This is a genomic window from Candidatus Sulfidibacterium hydrothermale (assembly GCF_020149915.1).
Classification (GTDB): domain Bacteria; phylum Bacteroidota; class Bacteroidia; order Bacteroidales; family F082; genus Sulfidibacterium; species Sulfidibacterium hydrothermale.
This window is the reverse complement of the sequence record NZ_CP083760.1, coordinates 470,214-486,774: the sequence shown is the minus strand read 5'-3', so window position 1 is coordinate 486,774 and position 16,561 is coordinate 470,214. Positions and strand designations below refer to the sequence as shown.

The 16,561-nt window shown below is 43.1% G+C and carries 19 protein-coding genes; 17 read left to right on the top strand and 2 right to left on the bottom strand.

Annotated features, from left to right (window positions below; translation table 11 throughout):
• Positions 1-36: 36 nt before the first annotated feature.
• Genes LA303_RS01845 through LA303_RS01835 form a run of 3 tightly spaced genes read left to right on the top strand, consistent with a single transcriptional unit; the run spans position 37 to position 2,626 of the window.
• Positions 37-1,029: an aspartate-semialdehyde dehydrogenase gene (locus tag LA303_RS01845; RefSeq protein WP_240526239.1), complete on the top strand. Its 993-nt coding sequence runs from the start codon at positions 37-39 to the stop codon at positions 1,027-1,029.
• A gap of 11 nt (positions 1,030-1,040) precedes the next feature.
• Complete coding sequence (locus LA303_RS01840) at positions 1,041-1,964, top strand: bifunctional riboflavin kinase/FAD synthetase (protein WP_240526238.1); 924 nt, start codon at positions 1,041-1,043, stop codon at positions 1,962-1,964.
• Positions 1,961-2,626, top strand: coding sequence for an START domain-containing protein (locus tag LA303_RS01835; protein WP_240526237.1), 666 nt, complete (start codon positions 1,961-1,963; stop codon positions 2,624-2,626). Before LA303_RS01840 ends, LA303_RS01835 begins: the two co-directional genes overlap by 4 nt.
• A gap of 24 nt (positions 2,627-2,650) precedes the next feature.
• On the opposite strand, the gene LA303_RS01830 is transcribed toward LA303_RS01835, so the two are convergent.
• Together LA303_RS01830 and LA303_RS01825 are read right to left on the bottom strand one after the other, a co-directional pair.
• Positions 2,651-4,231 (bottom strand): dipeptidase, encoded by a 1,581-nt coding sequence (locus LA303_RS01830; RefSeq protein ID WP_240526236.1) that lies wholly within the window; start codon positions 4,229-4,231, stop codon positions 2,651-2,653.
• Positions 4,232-4,289: 58 nt separating this feature from the next.
• Positions 4,290-6,191 (bottom strand): amidophosphoribosyltransferase, encoded by a 1,902-nt coding sequence (locus LA303_RS01825; RefSeq protein ID WP_240526235.1) that lies wholly within the window; start codon positions 6,189-6,191, stop codon positions 4,290-4,292.
• A 56-nt stretch (positions 6,192-6,247) separates the two neighbouring features.
• On the opposite strand from LA303_RS01825, the gene LA303_RS01820 reads away from it, so the two are divergent.
• The 14 genes from LA303_RS01820 (at position 6,248) to LA303_RS01755 (ending at position 16,544) form a co-directional block, all read left to right on the top strand.
• Entirely contained in the window at positions 6,248-6,706 is a 459-nt protein-coding gene (locus LA303_RS01820; protein ID WP_240526234.1) for a GNAT family N-acetyltransferase, read from the top strand.
• Between the two features lie 66 nt (positions 6,707-6,772).
• Positions 6,773-7,864, top strand: coding sequence for a bifunctional 3-deoxy-7-phosphoheptulonate synthase/chorismate mutase type II (locus tag LA303_RS01815; protein ID WP_240526233.1), 1,092 nt, complete (start codon positions 6,773-6,775; stop codon positions 7,862-7,864).
• 89 nt (positions 7,865-7,953) lie between these two features.
• The gene (gene lnt, locus LA303_RS01810; protein ID WP_240526232.1) at positions 7,954-9,552 is read left to right on the top strand and encodes an apolipoprotein N-acyltransferase; all 1,599 of its coding nucleotides are present in this window, start codon (positions 7,954-7,956) and stop codon (positions 9,550-9,552) included.
• Positions 9,553-9,566: 14 nt separating this feature from the next.
• Positions 9,567-10,118: a nitroreductase family protein gene (locus LA303_RS01805; protein ID WP_240526231.1), complete on the top strand. Its 552-nt coding sequence runs from the start codon at positions 9,567-9,569 to the stop codon at positions 10,116-10,118.
• Positions 10,111-10,617, top strand: coding sequence for a UpxY family transcription antiterminator (locus LA303_RS01800; protein WP_240526230.1), 507 nt, complete (start codon positions 10,111-10,113; stop codon positions 10,615-10,617). Before LA303_RS01805 ends, LA303_RS01800 begins: the two co-directional genes overlap by 8 nt.
• 56 nt (positions 10,618-10,673) lie before the next feature.
• Positions 10,674-11,213 (top strand): CvpA family protein, encoded by a 540-nt coding sequence (locus LA303_RS01795; protein WP_240526229.1) that lies wholly within the window; start codon positions 10,674-10,676, stop codon positions 11,211-11,213.
• Between the two features lie 330 nt (positions 11,214-11,543).
• Positions 11,544-12,542 carry a dihydroorotate dehydrogenase-like protein gene (locus LA303_RS01790; protein WP_240526228.1) on the top strand — a complete coding sequence of 333 codons (999 nt, stop codon included), beginning with the start codon at positions 11,544-11,546 and terminating at the stop codon, positions 12,540-12,542.
• 19 nt (positions 12,543-12,561) lie between these two features.
• A complete protein-coding gene (locus LA303_RS01785) occupies positions 12,562-13,074 on the top strand; it encodes a Na+/H+ antiporter subunit E (RefSeq protein WP_240526227.1) in 513 nt (170 codons plus the stop codon).
• 2 nt (positions 13,075-13,076) lie between these two features.
• Positions 13,077-13,334, top strand: a complete 258-nt coding sequence (locus LA303_RS01780) for a monovalent cation/H+ antiporter complex subunit F (RefSeq protein WP_240526226.1) — start codon at positions 13,077-13,079, stop codon at positions 13,332-13,334.
• Complete coding sequence (mnhG, locus tag LA303_RS01775; RefSeq protein WP_240526225.1) at positions 13,331-13,696, top strand: monovalent cation/H(+) antiporter subunit G; 366 nt, start codon at positions 13,331-13,333, stop codon at positions 13,694-13,696. The genes LA303_RS01780 and mnhG overlap by 4 nt, the downstream gene beginning before the upstream one ends.
• The gene (locus LA303_RS01770; RefSeq protein ID WP_240526224.1) at positions 13,693-13,977 is read left to right on the top strand and encodes a Na(+)/H(+) antiporter subunit B; all 285 of its coding nucleotides are present in this window, start codon (positions 13,693-13,695) and stop codon (positions 13,975-13,977) included. The genes mnhG and LA303_RS01770 overlap by 4 nt, the downstream gene beginning before the upstream one ends.
• Positions 13,974-14,690, top strand: coding sequence for a Na(+)/H(+) antiporter subunit B (locus tag LA303_RS01765; protein ID WP_240526223.1), 717 nt, complete (start codon positions 13,974-13,976; stop codon positions 14,688-14,690). The genes LA303_RS01770 and LA303_RS01765 overlap by 4 nt, the downstream gene beginning before the upstream one ends.
• A complete protein-coding gene (locus LA303_RS01760; RefSeq protein ID WP_240526222.1) occupies positions 14,683-15,066 on the top strand; it encodes a sodium:proton antiporter in 384 nt (127 codons plus the stop codon). Before LA303_RS01765 ends, LA303_RS01760 begins: the two co-directional genes overlap by 8 nt.
• The gene (locus LA303_RS01755; protein ID WP_240526221.1) at positions 15,060-16,544 is read left to right on the top strand and encodes a proton-conducting transporter transmembrane domain-containing protein; all 1,485 of its coding nucleotides are present in this window, start codon (positions 15,060-15,062) and stop codon (positions 16,542-16,544) included. Before LA303_RS01760 ends, LA303_RS01755 begins: the two co-directional genes overlap by 7 nt.
• The last annotated feature ends 17 nt before the right edge of the window (positions 16,545-16,561 follow it).

The following is a 16,561-nucleotide window of genomic DNA, read 5'->3' as shown; positions in this document are numbered from 1 at the left end:
CAAAGCACATAAAAGTACAAAAAATTACGAAAAAAGATGAAAGTAGCCATTGTAGGAGCTACCGGGCTGGTAGGACGAAAAATGATTCAGGTGCTGGAAGAACGAAATTTTCCGCTGACACGGCTGTATGCTGTAGCCTCTGAAAAATCGGAAGGGAAAAAAGTTCCGTTTAAACAATCGGAAATAGAGGTCATAACACCTGAAAAGGCCGTTAAAGCACGTCCTGATATTGCTTTATTTTCGGCAGGAGCTTCTGTTTCCCGTCAGTGGGCACCACAGTTTGCTGCGGAGGGAACAATTGTAATTGATAACTCTTCCGCCTGGCGGATGGATCCGGACAAACCGCTGATTGTTCCGGAAATCAACGGAAATGTGCTTCGAAAAACCGATAAAATTATTGCTAATCCTAACTGTTCGACCATTCAGATGTTGATGGCTATTGCTCCGCTTCACCGCAAATTCGGCATTCGCCGCATTGTGGTTTCCACTTACCAATCGGTCAGCGGAAGCGGAAAAAAAGGCGTGGACCAGCTCATGAGCGAACGGCAAAACCGGAATGGAGAAAAAATTTATCCGCATGTTATTGACCTGAATACGCTTCCTCATGCCGGAGACTTTTTAGATAACGGCTATACTACTGAAGAAGAAAAACTGGTGAATGAAACCCGGAAAATTCTGGGAGACGAAACCATTGCTGTATCAGCAACAGCGGTCAGGGTGCCGGTAATCGGCGGACATTCCGAATCCATAAATTTGGAGTTGAGAAAGCCATTTCGCATGGATGAAGTACGTTTCCTGCTAAAAGAGATGTCGGGGCTTGTGGTTTTGGATGATCCGGAAAAAAACCTGTATCCCATGCCGGTGTATGCCCATGAAAAAGATGAAGTTTTTGTTGGACGTATCCGTCGGGATCCTTCCATTGAAAACGGGATAAATTTATGGGTAGTTGCTGACAATTTAAGAAAAGGCGCGGCTACCAATGCTGTGCAAATTGCTGAATTTTTGTTGAAACAAAAACTGTTGGGTTAAAAAAGAAGAAATTGAAAGTTTATCAATGCATAAAGGACTTTAAAAATGTAAATCGTCCCATCGTAACCATCGGAACTTTTGACGGGGTACATTTGGGTCATCAGGCGATCTTTTCCAGAATGAAAGAGGAAGCCCGGAAAACCGGTGGAGAAACGGTGGTAATTACCTTCCATCCGCATCCGCGCTTGGTTTTATATCAGGATAGTATCCACCTGAAATTCATCAATACCCGTGAAAAAAAGACCGAGCGGCTTGAAAAAGCGGGAATTGATCATCTGGTCATTATTCCATTTACCAAAGAATTTGCGCAAAACAGTTCTGAGCAATTTATTGAAGATTACGTGGTAAAATATATCCATCCGGCAAAATTCATTATCGGTTATGACCATCATTTTGGGAAAAACCGCGAGGGGAATATTGCCCTGCTCGAACGGTTAAAAGATAAATTTGGGTATGAAGTGGAAGAAGTTCCGCCGTTTTATGTCGATGGGGTTCCGGTAAGTTCTACCCGTATTCGAAACCTTTTGCACGAAGGAAACGTAAAAGAAGCCAACCGGATGCTGGGCTACGAATATGCCATCACCGGCGAAGTGGTCCGCGGAAAAGCACTGGGCCGTAAAATTGGCTATCCAACCGCCAATTTGGAGTTGCCCAACGAATACAAATTAATTGCGGCAAACGGTGTTTATGCCTGCCGGGTGATTGTTAAAAACCAGGTTTATAAAGGCATGGGAAACATCGGGGTACGGCCTACAATAGATCATGGTGATTTAACCATTGAAGTTAACATCTTCGATTTCGACGAAGAAATTTATGGTGAAAAAATTACCATTGAATTTGTTGACCGCTTGCGCGACGAAAAGAAATTTGAAAACATAGAGGCATTAAAACAACAACTGGCAAAAGACAAAGAGCATTCGATTCGAATCTTATGATTTCGAAAACTAAAATAATTCTTGTTACATTGTCTTTTATTCTGGTTGTCTTTCCTGTTTTTACCGGTGCACAAAACGGGAAATGGAAATGTGTAAAAAAATCCGATTCCGTTTTTGTCTATTCCAAAAAAAGTAATTCTTCCAATCTTCAGATCATCAAAGCCGAAACAGAAATCAAAACTTCATTATCTGCTCTTGTTGCTTTACTCATTGACAATAAAAACCATAAAAACTGGGTGTATTTAAATAAAAAAACAAACCTTCTGCAAAAGAAAAATGATTTTGAATGGTTTTTGTATTCGCAAACCGATGCGCCCTGGCCGGTAACTGACCGTGATATCATTACGCATGCCCGGCTTTCCCAAGACAAAAAAACCAAAGTAGTTACCATTTATGGGGAAGCAGTGCCCGATTACATTCCAAAAGATCCGCATCATGTCCGGATTCCTTACGCACAGGCCCAATGGCAATTTATTCCGGAGAACGACGGATGGGTAAAAGTAATATTCACTATGTCTATTGACATGGGCGGCTCCATCCCCAAATGGCTTGTAAATCTTACCGCTGCCAAAGGTCCGTTTGAAACCATTCGCAGAATGCGTAAAGAAGTCAAAAAGAAAAAATACCGCACGGCTCATTTACCTTATATCATTGAGCCATAATTGTTTGTCAAAAACAATCGGGATCTATTTCCATTTCCGGATTTTGTGCTTTTCCGGATTTTGCCGGATAATGTAATCGCGCCACGCTTTGGGGTAAGGTACCGCTTTGATGTGACCGTTTTCTTTCACATATCCGTCGTTATACTTGGTTACCAGTTCGTTTCCTAACGCAATCCAGCGTTTCCAAACCAGATTTCCGGCATCTTTGGAATATTGCGTAAGAAAAGCAATACGGGCGGTACCTTTCTTTTGCAATGCCAGCTTTTCAATCGAATCTTGCTGCCGGATAAAGCGACTTTCCAAGGTATGCTGTACTTTCCGGATATCTTTTGATATCAGATCATAACGCGTATTGGCATAATTAGCAACAAAATTGAAAACCCACCAGGCCGATTGTTGCGAATAATGATTGATATCACCGGTTTTATACGGTTTGGCGATATCGGTTACACAACAATAAATGGGGAAATAACAATTGGTGTAGGTATCATCTTCGCCAAACCAAATCAGGCCGCCAACGGCATCAGGCAACCAGTTACGCAGCTGGGCCACAAAAGAGAAAGATGTGTTGTAAGTAGAAATAGGACGCTCCCAGGAATAATCAGCCGAATCGGTTTTCCATTCCAGCGGACGTACCCGGTTGGGATTGCCAAACGGCCCCCCTTCGGGCAACCGGGTCATGTCCAGCGGAGTGCCTTCGTAATGGTCACGAACCAAGGCAAAAACATCCTGCAGCCGCAGTTTTTTATCGGGTTTAATAAATAAAGGATAACGTTTGGCTCCCGGCACTCCGCGGTTATAATCCATGGAAAAATGCTGCGAAGGAGCTGCCCGGCGAAAGATACTCCAAACACGGGTTTCCGTATATTTCAAATGCGCCGGCGAAGGCGGATCGTAAGCATTGTTAAAAGCAAACGGTTTTCCCGATTTCGGATTCCAGTAACCCTTTTTTTTGGCAAATTTGATCACGTTTTTAGAGTAAAGACAATTTTCCGGATCATGCAGCGGAAAAGTGCCAATGCGTGAATGATTGGCATGAGCCGTTATCATCCCATCAGGCACCCGGCGGGCTACCCAGATGGCACCGCCTTTGCCTCCGGTACCCACCATCTCAAGCAGCCAGGCTTCGTTAGGATCAGCAATGGAAAACGTTTCGCCCTCGCTACCGTAACCGTATTTTTCGGCCAGTGAGGTCATCACTTTAATGGCTTCGCGGGCTGTTTTGGCTCTGAGCAATGCCAGTCGCATCAAATCCCAGTATTTCAAAGGCTGGGTTTTATCCCACAGCTCTTTACGTCCTGTAAAAGTAGTTTCGCCAATAGCCAGTTGATATTCGTTGATCTGAAACCCTACAATGGCATAAGTATGTGGTACCTGAGCAATTTTGTACTTTTTTCCCGAAAGACTGGTATAAACCAGCGAATCATGAATATCATGGTCGGCTGCCGGTGTTGTTTTTAAATGATAAAGCCATTCCCCATCATTCAAATAAACCAAAAAAGTACTGCCATCGGCCGAGGCGCCTTTCGTCACCAAAATATTGGTACAGGCAAAAGCACTCCATCCTAAAATCAAAAAGAAAAAAGAAAATACAAAACGTTTCATATTTTATTATTTAATACTGTTTTACAACAACTTAAACAAAAGAGAAAGGGATGACGGTTTAATACGCTCTTTCTTTTCGCCCCTCCACATAGTTGATGAATGCCTGATTCACCACTTTATTTCCCCCCGGGGTGGGATAATCGCCCGTAAAATACCAGTCGCCTTTATGATGGGGAATGGCTTTATGCAGATTTTCAATGGTTTGATAAACAACATCCACTTCGGCACGAATATCTGAATCTTTCACCAGCTGGGCAATTTTAGCAGAAATCTGTTCTGCCGTAAACGGCTGATAAATTGCTTTTACCGGATTGACTATTTGTTCTTTGGGAAGGTTCTCCTGCGCTTTGGCCCGGGCATACACTTCGTTGATGATGTTTTCATTATGATGTTCTTTCAACAAGGCAATGGCCGCCCGGAAAGCAATAAAATCATCCAAACGGGCCATGTCTATCCCGTAACAATCCGGATAACGGATCTGGGGCGCTGATGAAACAATAATGATCTTCTTGGGATTTAACCGGTCAAGAATACGGATAATGCTTTGCTTCAGTGTCGTTCCTCTGACAATGGAATCATCGAGCACCACTAAGGTATCCAGGTTATCACGAACAATGCCGTAAGTCACATCGTACACGTGTGCCACCAAATCGTTTCGTTGATTGTCGGTTGTGATAAAGGTGCGCAATTTGGCATCTTTTACGGCAATGGTTTCGATGCGGGGACGGGTTGAAAAAATGACATCCAGGCGTTCCCGGCTCAGTTTCCCCTGTTCCGAAAGAATCTTTTCTTCGATCTGCTCAATGGTAAAAGCATTAAGCCGTTCTACCAATCCCTGGAAAGCTACAGAAGCAGTATTGGGAATATACGAGAACACCGTGTTTTTCAAATCGTAATGAATGGATTCCAACACCTGTTCGCCCAGCAAAAACCCTAACTTTTTCCTTTCCAGATAAATATCACGGTCGGTACCCCGCGAGAAATAGATACGCTCAAAAGAACAGGATTTTTTGGGCAACGGCGCAATAAACCGTTCGTTGCGAAGCTCTCCGTTTTTACGGATAATAAGAGCATGACCGGGTTCGAGTTCTTTGATTCTTTCAATGGGGACATTCAGCGCTGTTTGAATAACCGGTCTTTCCGAAGCAGCAACCACAATTTCATCATCAGCATAAAAAAATGCCGGACGAATACCGGCCGGATCACGCAGCACAAAAGCATCGCCATGTCCCAGCAATCCGCCAATCACATAACCGCCGTCCCAATGTTTTGCCGATTCGCGCAAAACAGGCAACAGGTCAATATGTTTGATAATCTCATCCGTGGCTTCTTTTTTAGAGATTCCTCTTTTTTTCAGTTCCTGATACAACCGTTCATTTTCTTCATCCAGAAAATGGCCGATTTTTTCCAAAACAGTAATGGTATCAGAAGTTTCCTGTGGATACTGCCCCAGCTCTATCAGATGTTGCAGCAGCTCATCGGTATTGGTCATGTTAAAATTCCCGGCCAGTAACAGGTTACGGGTTTTCCAGTTGTTGGCTCTTTTCAACGGGTGCAGGTTTTTCACTCCGTTGCCCCCGTATGTACCATAGCGCAGATGTCCCAGGAAAAGCTCTCCGACAAACGGTACGTTTTCTTTCATCCAAATCACATCCTGCAACCGTTCAGGATGCTTCTTGCTAATTGATTCCGGCTCCTGATAAGCTTTGTCAAAAACCGATTTAATCGGCGTAGCACTATTGGAACGGATCCGGTTAATGTATTTTTTTCCGGGAGGAAGATCAAATTTCACACAAGCCATACCGGCACCATCTTGTCCGCGGTTGTGTTGCTTTTGCATCAGTAAATGAAGTTTTTGTAATCCGAAAAGGGTGGTGCCATATTTTCCCTGATAATATTCAAGGGGTTTTAGCAGCCGAATCAGTGCAATACCGCACTCATGTTTGATGGCTTCGCTCATGGGTTTCGAAAGAGATTTTTATCTTTGAAAATTATTTTTCAAAATTATTAAAAAACATGGTACAAATCAGAATTGCCACCGAAGAAGACAAAGATTTTATTGCAGCTTTTCAGGTAAAGATGGCGCTGGAAACCGAAAATTTGTCACTCGATGAAGAAACAGTAAACGAAGGGGTTATGCACGTACTGCGCAATCCTGAAAAGGGAAAATATTTTGTGGCAACGGATACGGAAACCAATCAGGTGGTGGCTTCGCTGCTGATTACTTACGAATGGAGCGACTGGCGTAACAAACTGGTACTTTGGATACAATCGGTTTACGTTTTACCCGAATACCGCGGAAAAGGTGTTTTTAAAATGCTTTATAACCATATAAAATCCTGGGCAAAAACCGACAATTCCATTGCCGGAATACGGCTGTATGTGGATAAAACCAACCGGAATGCCATTGAAGTGTACCGGAAACTGGGAATGAACGGCGATCATTATCTGCTTTTTGAATGGATGAACGAGTAGGGATAATTTTTTCTGAAATCTCGTTTATAATCTTTTACAGCCTTTTCAAATCGTTACTTTTGTACCGTGGGAACCAATATTGACATATCATTTTCTGAACCGCTGTGGAATCCTGAAAAGTTTCCGTTGATCCTGGCTGGGCCCTGTAGTGCCGAAACAGAAGAACAGGTACTTCAAACAGCCCGGCAGCTGGCACAAATACCGGAAGTAAAAATTTTCCGGGCCGGATTGTGGAAACCCCGTACACGCCCAGGCTCTTTTGAAGGAGTCGGCGGAAAAGGTTTACCCTGGTTACAAAGAGTAAAAGCCGAAACAGGTCTGAAAACAGCGGTGGAAGTTGCCAAGCCCGAACACATAGAAAAAGCGTTGGAATTTGAAATTGATGTGCTTTGGCTCGGTGCCCGTACGGTAGTTAGTCCTTTTGTAGTGCAAGAACTGGCCGAGGCATTAAAGGGAGCTCCCGTTACGGTGATGATCAAGAATCCGATCATTCCGGATTTAAAACTTTGGGTTGGCGCCCTGGAGCGTATCAACGCAGCCGGGATAAAAAACCTGTTCGCCATTCACCGGGGTTTTCATTATTTCGAGAAGTCACCTTTTCGTAACGCCCCCATGTGGGAAATCCCCATCGAGCTTAAACGGTTAGCGCCACAACTTCCGATTATTGTTGATCCCAGCCATATTTGCGGAAGACGCGATCTGTTGCCGGAAATTTCACAAAAAGCCATTGACCTGGAGATGGACGGACTGATGTTGGAGGTCCATTCTAATCCGGACGAAGCCCTTACCGATGCATCCCAACAAGTTTCACCACCGGTTTTAGAAGAACTCTTATCCCGTCTTGTGCTGCGCCACAAAACCGGCAATCCCGATTTTGAAAATATACTGGAAACTCTCCGTACCGAGATCGACAAACTGGATGGCGAATTGTTACAGATCTTGGCCAAACGGATGGAAATTATTGATGAAATAGCCGACTACAAAAGGGAAAACAATATTACTATTTTGCAAATGAAACGCTGGGCCGGAATTCTCTCCGACCGGCTTTCCATCGGAACTCATCTTCAGTTAGAAGAAACTTTTTTGAAAAAATTGTTGAATCTGATTCACAAAGAATCTATCCGGCGACAGGAAAAAATTATCAACGACAAAAAATAATCCACAAACCCATCACTGAAAAAACAAAAGCTTTTCTTCATTTTATTCTTTTAGTGAATTTGGGTTAATTTAGCGCCAAATTTTTGTTTATGAAACGTATTCACCCGTTGTTGTTGTCTGTACTTACCGGATTGCTGCTGGCAGCATCATGGCCGGTAAACGGCTGGACGCCACTCATTTTTGTGGCTTTTGTTCCGTTGTTTTTTGTACAACAATACCTGGGCGATACCGGCAAAAAAGGAATGTTTTGGCTTTCGTGGCTGACTTTCCTGATATGGAATGCATTAACAACCTGGTGGATATGGAATGCAACGGCAGGCGGTGCTTTGGCTGCTATTCTCCTGAATTCGCTTTTTATGGCTACCGTGTTTCAGGTATTTCATGTTTCCAAAAAATGGTTATTCCGGAACCAGCGGGGTTTCGGAATATTGATCTTTTACTGGATCAGCTGGGAGTATTTTCACATGAACTGGGATTTAACCTGGCCGTGGCTTACTTTAGGAAATGTTTTTGCTGCCCGTCACACCTGGATACAATGGTATGAATATACCGGTGTTTTGGGGGGTACCTTTTGGGTTTTACTGGTCAACATCATTGTATATCATATTATAAACGAATTACTTTCAGGAAAAACCATCCGTGCCTTGATCAACAGCGGAATCCTGATTTTCACAGTGGCGATGCCGTTACTTTTTTCTTTTTATCTGTACAACCATTATCACGAAACCAAACAACCGGTAAATGTGGTGGTGGTACAGCCCAATGTAAATCCATACACCGAGGAATACAACGTACCGCCGGCTAAATTACTGCAGCGGAACCTCACACTGGCCGCAAAAAAAGTAAACGACAGTACCGATTATGCTGTTTTTCCCGAATCGGCCATTCAGGAAAATATTTGGGAAGGAGATTTGCGCCGCTCGCAAAGTATCCGGACCATTCAACAGTTCATCAGCCACTATCCGAAATTATCGGTAGTTATTGGTGCTACCACCTACCGCTGGCTCAGTCCGAATGAAAAAAGAACACCCGCCGCCCGTTTTTACCGGAAAGGTATGTATTATTATGCTTATAACACAGCGTTTTACATTGACCATTCTCCTTACGTTCAAATTCATCATAAATCGAAATTTACGCCAGGGGTGGAAAAAATGCCCTCATGGTTTTTCATGCGCCCTTTGGAAAAATTTGCCATTAATCTCGGAGGTACGGTAGGCTCATTAAAAGGTGATGACAAAATTACCATCTTCGAAAATCCAAAAACCGGAACAAAAATCGGAACAGCCATCTGTTATGAATCGGTATTTGGCGACTATGTGGCCGGTTATGTGCGCGAAGGAGCCCAGCTGTTGTTTGTCATCACCAACGACGGTTGGTGGGGAAATACACCCGGTTATCGCCAGCACTTTTTGTTTTCGGTATTGCGGGCCATTGAAACACGTCGCGATGTGGCCCGTTCGGCCAACACCGGAACCTCCGGATTTATCAACCAGCGGGGTGATGTTTTCCAAACAACGCCTTACGATAAGCCGGCAGTTATTGCCCGGCAACTTAACCTGAACAGCCAACAAACTTATTACGTAAAAAACGGCGACCAAATTGCCCGGATTTCCGGTTTTATCAGCGCTCTTATTTTGCTGGCATCGCTGGTACAGGGATGGCTGAAACGCCAAAACAGTCTTTTTTAACAAACTGCTCTTTTATGAAAACATTTCTTGAACTGGTACAAAAACGACAAAGCGACCGGAAATATACCGACAAACCGGTAGAGCCCGAAAAGCTGGAACGTTGCCTGGAAGCAGCAAGGCTGGCTCCTTCGGCCAGCAATTCACAACCCTGGACTTTTGTAGTGGTTACCGACCCTGAGCTGGTTAAAAAAGTGGGAAAAGCCGCTGCCGGACCATTGAAATCGTTTAATAATTTTGCATCAAAAGTTCCGATTATTGTAACCATTGTGATGGAAAAACCCAAAGTAGTCACCGAATTGGGTGGCCGGATAAAAAAGAAAGAATATCCATTGATGGATGTGGGCATTGCAGCTGAGCATTTCTGCCTGCAGGCAGCCGACGAAGGACTGGGCTCGTGCATGCTCGGTTGGTTTGATGAGAAAAAAGTGAAAGAGCTGCTGCAGGTTCCGGAAGAAAAAACGGTTCCGCTTTTAATCACACTGGGATACACGCCGGATAACTATAAACACCGGAAAAAGATCAGAAAAAAGTTTGAAAACGTGGTGAAATACAACCGTTATGCCTAAAGAAAAAACATGGTACGCGCTTTATGTGAAATCGCGAAATGAAAAAAAAGTCGCGACAGAATTAAAAGGGCTGAATATCGATTATTACCTGCCGCTGGAGAAAAAACTAAAACAGTGGAGTGATCGAAAAAAATGGGTGGAAGAACCGCTGTTCCGGTCTTACATTTTTGTACACATCGAACAAAAAGAGTATTATGAAGTATTGCGAATCAACGGAGCAGTAAAATATGTTAGTTTTGAGGGAAAAGCCGTAGCGGTTCCCCCACGGCAAATTGACGCCATCAAAATTTATCTGCAACAAAAAGATCCGGAAACCGATATGAATCCTTCTGACTGGCAGGAAGGAAAAGAAGTAGAAGTAATGTCGGGTAAACTTACCGGTTTACGGGGTAAACTGGTTAAAGTAAACGGCAAAAACCGGGTAAAAGTGGAAATAGAAGTGGTGGGAAGCGCGATCATTCTGAATATCTCAAGAAAACAATTGCGGATCATTGACTGAAAAAGCGGAAAGTGATCTTAATAAAAATTGTATTTTTGAATGCTCAACATCTTTTTATGACAATAAATTTACTGGATATCATTTTGTTAATTCCGCTGCTGTGGTTTGGTTACAACGGATATAAAAAAGGGTTAATCATTGAAATTGCCTCGCTGGCTGCCTTTGTTCTCGGCCTCTATTTTGCTTTTTATTTTTCCGATTTCACTGCCGGTTACCTTAAACAGTTTTTTAACATACAGCCCCGATATATGGCAGCCGTTTCGTTCATTGCCACTTTTATTGGGGTCGTTGTTGTTGTGCTGGCACTGGCCAAAATATTGGAAAAATTCATCAATATTCTCATGCTTGGATTCCTAAACAAACTTGGGGGTGCTGTTTTCGGCATGTTAAAAGGAGCCCTTTTTCTAAGCATCATTATTTTGATCATCAATTATTTTGATCCCGGCCACTCCATCATAAAGCCTCAGGCAGCCCAACAATCAATCTTTTATAAACCGGTAGAATCATTAGCCCCCATGATTTATTCCAAACTCCATTTGGACCATTTCAAAGAAAAAATTCCGGACAAAGAAGAGCTTTTGAAAAAAGTAGTATAAACGAGCCTCTATGCCGGGGTAACGTTCTTTTTTTCAAAAAGAAGCAGAATCATAATTTATATTAATTCCAAAATATTAACAATCCTTCTTTTTCGGGGGACAAAACAAGCATTTCCCCCCTTTATATGAAGGTATCTAATTATTTGAAAATTAGGATGTAATCAATTGAGCAGCGTTAGCTGTGAAAAGTGTTGTTAACTCCTTAACAATCCGCTATTTATTTATACCAATAATAAATTAGCCGGCGACATATAAAGGAGAAGGCTATATCATTTCATTTTCCATATTTTTGCGACATCTTTTAAAAGTAATAACACAAAAACGTACGTTATGGACTTATCAGTCAGTTATTTAGGAATGAAACTCAAATCACCGGTGGTGGTGGGTAGTTCCAGTCTGACCGCTTCGGTAGCCAACCTGAAAAAAATAGAGGAGAGCGGTGCCGGTGCGGTGGTTTTAAAATCGATTTTCGAAGAAGAAATTTATAACGAATACCAGAGCATTCTTGAAAAAGAAAAAGACCTGGAATTTCCTGATGTTCGCTTTCTCGATTATTACGATTATAAAATCAAAGACGATAACATCAAGAAATATCTTTCGCTGATTCAGGAAGCAAAAAAAGAACTGAGCATTCCGGTAATTGCCAGTATCAACTGTGTCAGTTCATGGGAATGGAGCTTTTTTGCTAAAAAAATTGAAGAAGCCGGTGCAGATGCTATCGAAATAAATCTTTTCACCCTTCCTTCCGATTTTTCAAAAAGCTGTTCCGACGTGGAAGAAGCCTACTTGAACATTTTGGCTAAAATTAAAGAAAAGGTTTCCATCCCGGTAGCTGCCAAGTTAAGTTATTATTTTGCTGACCTGGCTTCGTTTGTGAAAAAAGTTTCGGAAAGTGGTGTGGACGGCGTTGTTTTGTTTAACCGTTTCTTCCATCCCGATTTTGACATCGACAACTTCAAAGTTGTTCCGTCAAACGTACTGAGTCAACCGTCTGACGTAGCCATTACCTTGCGTTGGATGTCTATTCTTTCCGGACGGCTGGGTTGCGATTTGATTGCTTCTACCGGCGTTCACGACGGCGCATCAGTGATCAAAGAAATTCTGGCCGGGGCTAATGCCGTTCAGGTGGTTTCCACCCTTTACAACAACGGTATCGGGTACGTTTCCACTATGCTTGATGAACTGAAAGCCTGGATGGAAAAACACGGTTTTGACAAACTGGATGATTTCCGCGGCAAAATGAGCCAGGTAAATAGCCCCAATCCGGCTGAATACGAAAGAGTACAGTTCATGAAATATTTTGAAAGTAAAAAATACGACCTGGGATAGAACCTTAAAAAATCGCTTTATGCAAAGTTTAACATTCAATCAAAAACTGGGACGGTTCATTGTCAACTGGATTTTTCTGTTTCTGGTATGGCTGATGTTCACCAGCACCCTGTTTTGGCAGGAAGTCCTGATCGGAGCCGTGGTATCCATGTTGATTTCATTGGCCAGTATCCGGCTTTTCACCTGTTGTACCCTGTCCATTCTTAATCCGGTAAAGATTTTCTGGATGGTCTGGTACTTTTTTGTGTTTCTGAAATTACTGATCATTGCCAATCTGGATGTGGCCAAAAGAGTGATTTCTCCTTCGTTGCCCATCAATCCGGGTATTGTCAAATTCAAAACCAAATTAAAAACCAATTATTCCAAAATGGTTTTGGCTAACAGCATCACGCTTACCCCCGGAACATTGTCGGTAGATGTGATCGGCGATACTTTTTATATTCATTGGATTGATGTTCAGTCCACTGATCCGGAACAGGCTTTCAAAGATATAGCCGAACCTTTTGAGAAAATACTCTTAAAAATCTTTTAGTTATGACTTACATCATTTATTATGCATTTGTGTTCATGGCACTGGGAATGATTTTCTCGGCCATCCGGTTTGTAAAAGGACCGACGGCGGCCGACCGTACCGTAGCCATGGATACGCTGACCACCATTGGGGTGGCCGGCCTGGTGTTACTGGGATATATGTTTCAACGTTTTATTTATGTTGACGTAGCGTTGGTATATGCTGTTCTTGGCTTTATCGGCGTAATTGTCATTGCAAGATATTTGGAGGGCGCCTTATGAGTGTACTGGAAATTATTGGCGGTATTTTACTAATTATCGGAAGTACGTTTTTGTTTCTCGGTGGTTTGGGAATTTTCCGGATGCCTGACACATACAACCGCCTGCAGGCCGGAACCAAAGCAACTACACTGGGGGGTATGAGCCTCGTATTGGGTGTGGGTCTTTTACAACCCGACTGGATTTGGAAATCTTTGATTATCATTATTTTCATTGCCTACTCCAACCCGATCAGCTCACATGCGCTGGCCCGTGCTAACTATCGCCGTGGGCATTATCCCTATATTAAAAGCGAAGACAAAGAAAATATGGACGCTTATCAGGAAGTGGTTCCACACGAAAAAACAAAGGAGGAAAAAGCATGATTTATTTCATTTTAATATCCGTTTTGCTTTTGTTAATGATTGCCGCTTCGGTATATTCAATTATACAAAAGGACCTGCTTTATGCGGTAATGGCAACAGGAATTATCAGCCTGATCCTTTCCATTTTGTATTACCTGTTACAGGCACCTGATGTTGCCCTTACAGAAGCGGCCATTGGCGTGGCGCTGACCACCATCATCTTTGTAATCACCATACGAAATACGGTACGTATGGAAGATGAGTCTGACAAGAAAGAAAAATTTAAATCTGCTGTGAAATGAAAAAGTTTTTAGTCATACTGCTGCTGGCCGTTCTCGGCTATTACATTGCCGATACCTATTTTGATATTGGTTTCGGGCAGCCCCATTTTGTAAAAAGCGCAGCACCCGTTAAAGATATTTACCTGGCCAAAACACAGAACCCGCTGAAAGTTTCCAATGCTGTTACCAGTATTGTGGTCAACTTCAGGGGCTTTGATACCCTGGGAGAGGTTACCGTACTTTTTCTTGCGGTTACGGTGTTAGGCAGTGTATTGTATAAGAAAAGACACCACGTGGGCGAACGTTCCGTATTATTTAATTCCAGTAGTATTGTTACTTCCGGTTCAAAACTGTTGTTTCCGGCGATCATCCTGCTGGGTGCTTACGTTTTCATTCACGGACACCTGTCGCCCGGCGGAGGTTTTCAGGGCGGGGTAATCATTGCCACCGGCTTCTTGCTGATGCTGCTGGCTTATGAAAATTACTCAGTGAGTCACACCGCCCTTTCCATTGTAGAGTCGCTGGCAGGGATCACTTTTGCCGGCGTAGGTCTCCTCGGCTTTATGCACGGAGGTACCTTCTTACAAAACTTCCTTCCGTCAGGGGTGATGAATAACCTGTTTAGCGGCGGGGTAATCCCCATTATTTATATTGCCGTAGGCTTTAAAGTGGGCGCCGAACTGACCGGTGTAATTTATACTGTTTTACACGAAAAAGGGGAGAACAATGGATAATACATTATTTGGATACTTAGATTATGCCGTGTACGGCACCGCCGTTTTGGTGATGCTTATTGGACTCTACGGCGCAATGGTGAAAAAATCTTTGTTAAAGATTGTGATTGGCCTTTCTGTGATCGATTCGGGCCTTAACCTGTTGATTGTGGCCATTGGTTATTACAAAGGCGGTACAGCACCTATCTTTTCGCAAGGATTTCTTGACAACTTTAAAAGTGTAAGTAAAATGGTAGACCCCGTACCGCAGGCTCTGGTACTTACCGCTATTGTTATTGGCTTTGGTGTTACTGCCGTGGCATTGGCACTGGTCATTCGCTTATACAGACATCATGGTACTTTAAATATTGACGAAATAAAGAATTTAAAATGGTAGGAACTCCGGTATTATTTGTAGCAATTCCCCTTTTAGCGGCATTTCTGATTCCGCTGCTCGGGATGATATGGAAAGAACTGGTCAGAATTGTGCCAGGACTGGTACTCACCTATTTATTGATATTGTCGGTGAACCTTTTAAACCATGTTTTGGTTCACGGCCCTATCGTAGAAGTTATCGCCGGATGGGTACCACCAATTGGAATTAATCTGGTATTTAGCGCCTTTTCCGGCTTCCTGGTCGTTTTAATGGAGTTCCTCGGACTCCTGGTATGGGCCTACAGTTACCGGTTTAAACGAAACGTAGATTATGAACCGGCCCTGAAATACTTCCTGATGCTGATGATGCTGATTACCGGTTCGGTAGGTATCGTACTGACAGGTGATATCTTCAACATGTTCGTATTTATTGAGATTACCAGTATTTCGGCCTATGGTCTGACCGCCTTTTATAAAGGACGTAACAGCGCTGAAGCTTCCTTTAAATATGTTATGATGGGTTCGATTGCTTCTACTTTCCTGTTGCTCGCCATCATGATTATTTATTCGCAGCTCGGCACGCTGAATATGGCTGACATTGCCAACCGTATTCATACCATGAAGCCGGCATACAAAATCATCTCATACATCTTTTTTGTTACCGCGCTTGGTATTGAAGCAGAGATTTTCCCGCTTAACGGTTGGGCTCCTGATGCGTATGCCGAAGCTCCTGGTCCGGTAGGCGCTGCTTTTGCCGGTATTGTAGTAAAAGCGGCTGTGTATGCAATCATTCGTTATACCTACACCATCTTCGACCTTTCCGGAACCCTGAACTTCCTCATCATTATTGGTATGATTACTCTCATCATTGCCGAAACAGCAGCCATCCGACAGGAAAAACTCAAAAGAATGCTGGCTTATTCCAGTATCGGTCAGATGGGATTAGTACTGGTGGCCTTCGGTTTCGGAACCAAAGAGGGTGTTTTTGCTGCACTGTTTTTGATGCTGAACCATGCCATTATCAAATCGCTTCTGTTCTTCTCCGGAAGTTATCTCGTATATAACTCTACCGAGAAAAAAATAGAAGAGGTAAACGGCATGTCGAAATACTTACCGATCACTTCGCTGCTGTTTGCTCTGGGCGCTTTTGCCATTGTAGGATTACCGCCGTTTGCCGGTTTCTGGAGTAAACTTTCGGTAATGACGGCCGCAGCGGACAGCAACATGATCCTGATCATGGCATTGGTTTTAATTGTGAGTGTGGTAGAACTGGTTTATTACCTGCGCGTGGTGAACCGGATTTATTTCTTCAAAAAAGAAGCGTCTATTAAACCGCACCGGCCAACCATTAATGCCATGGTGGTGATGCTGGTTCTCGGTGCCATTATTCTGGTAATCGGATTTTATCCGGATGCTGTTACCGGCATCTTGCACAAAGCTTCAGCCAGCTTAATGGACAAAGGGCAATACATTCATCATGTATTATCATTAAAACAATAACCTCTAAGCGAATAATA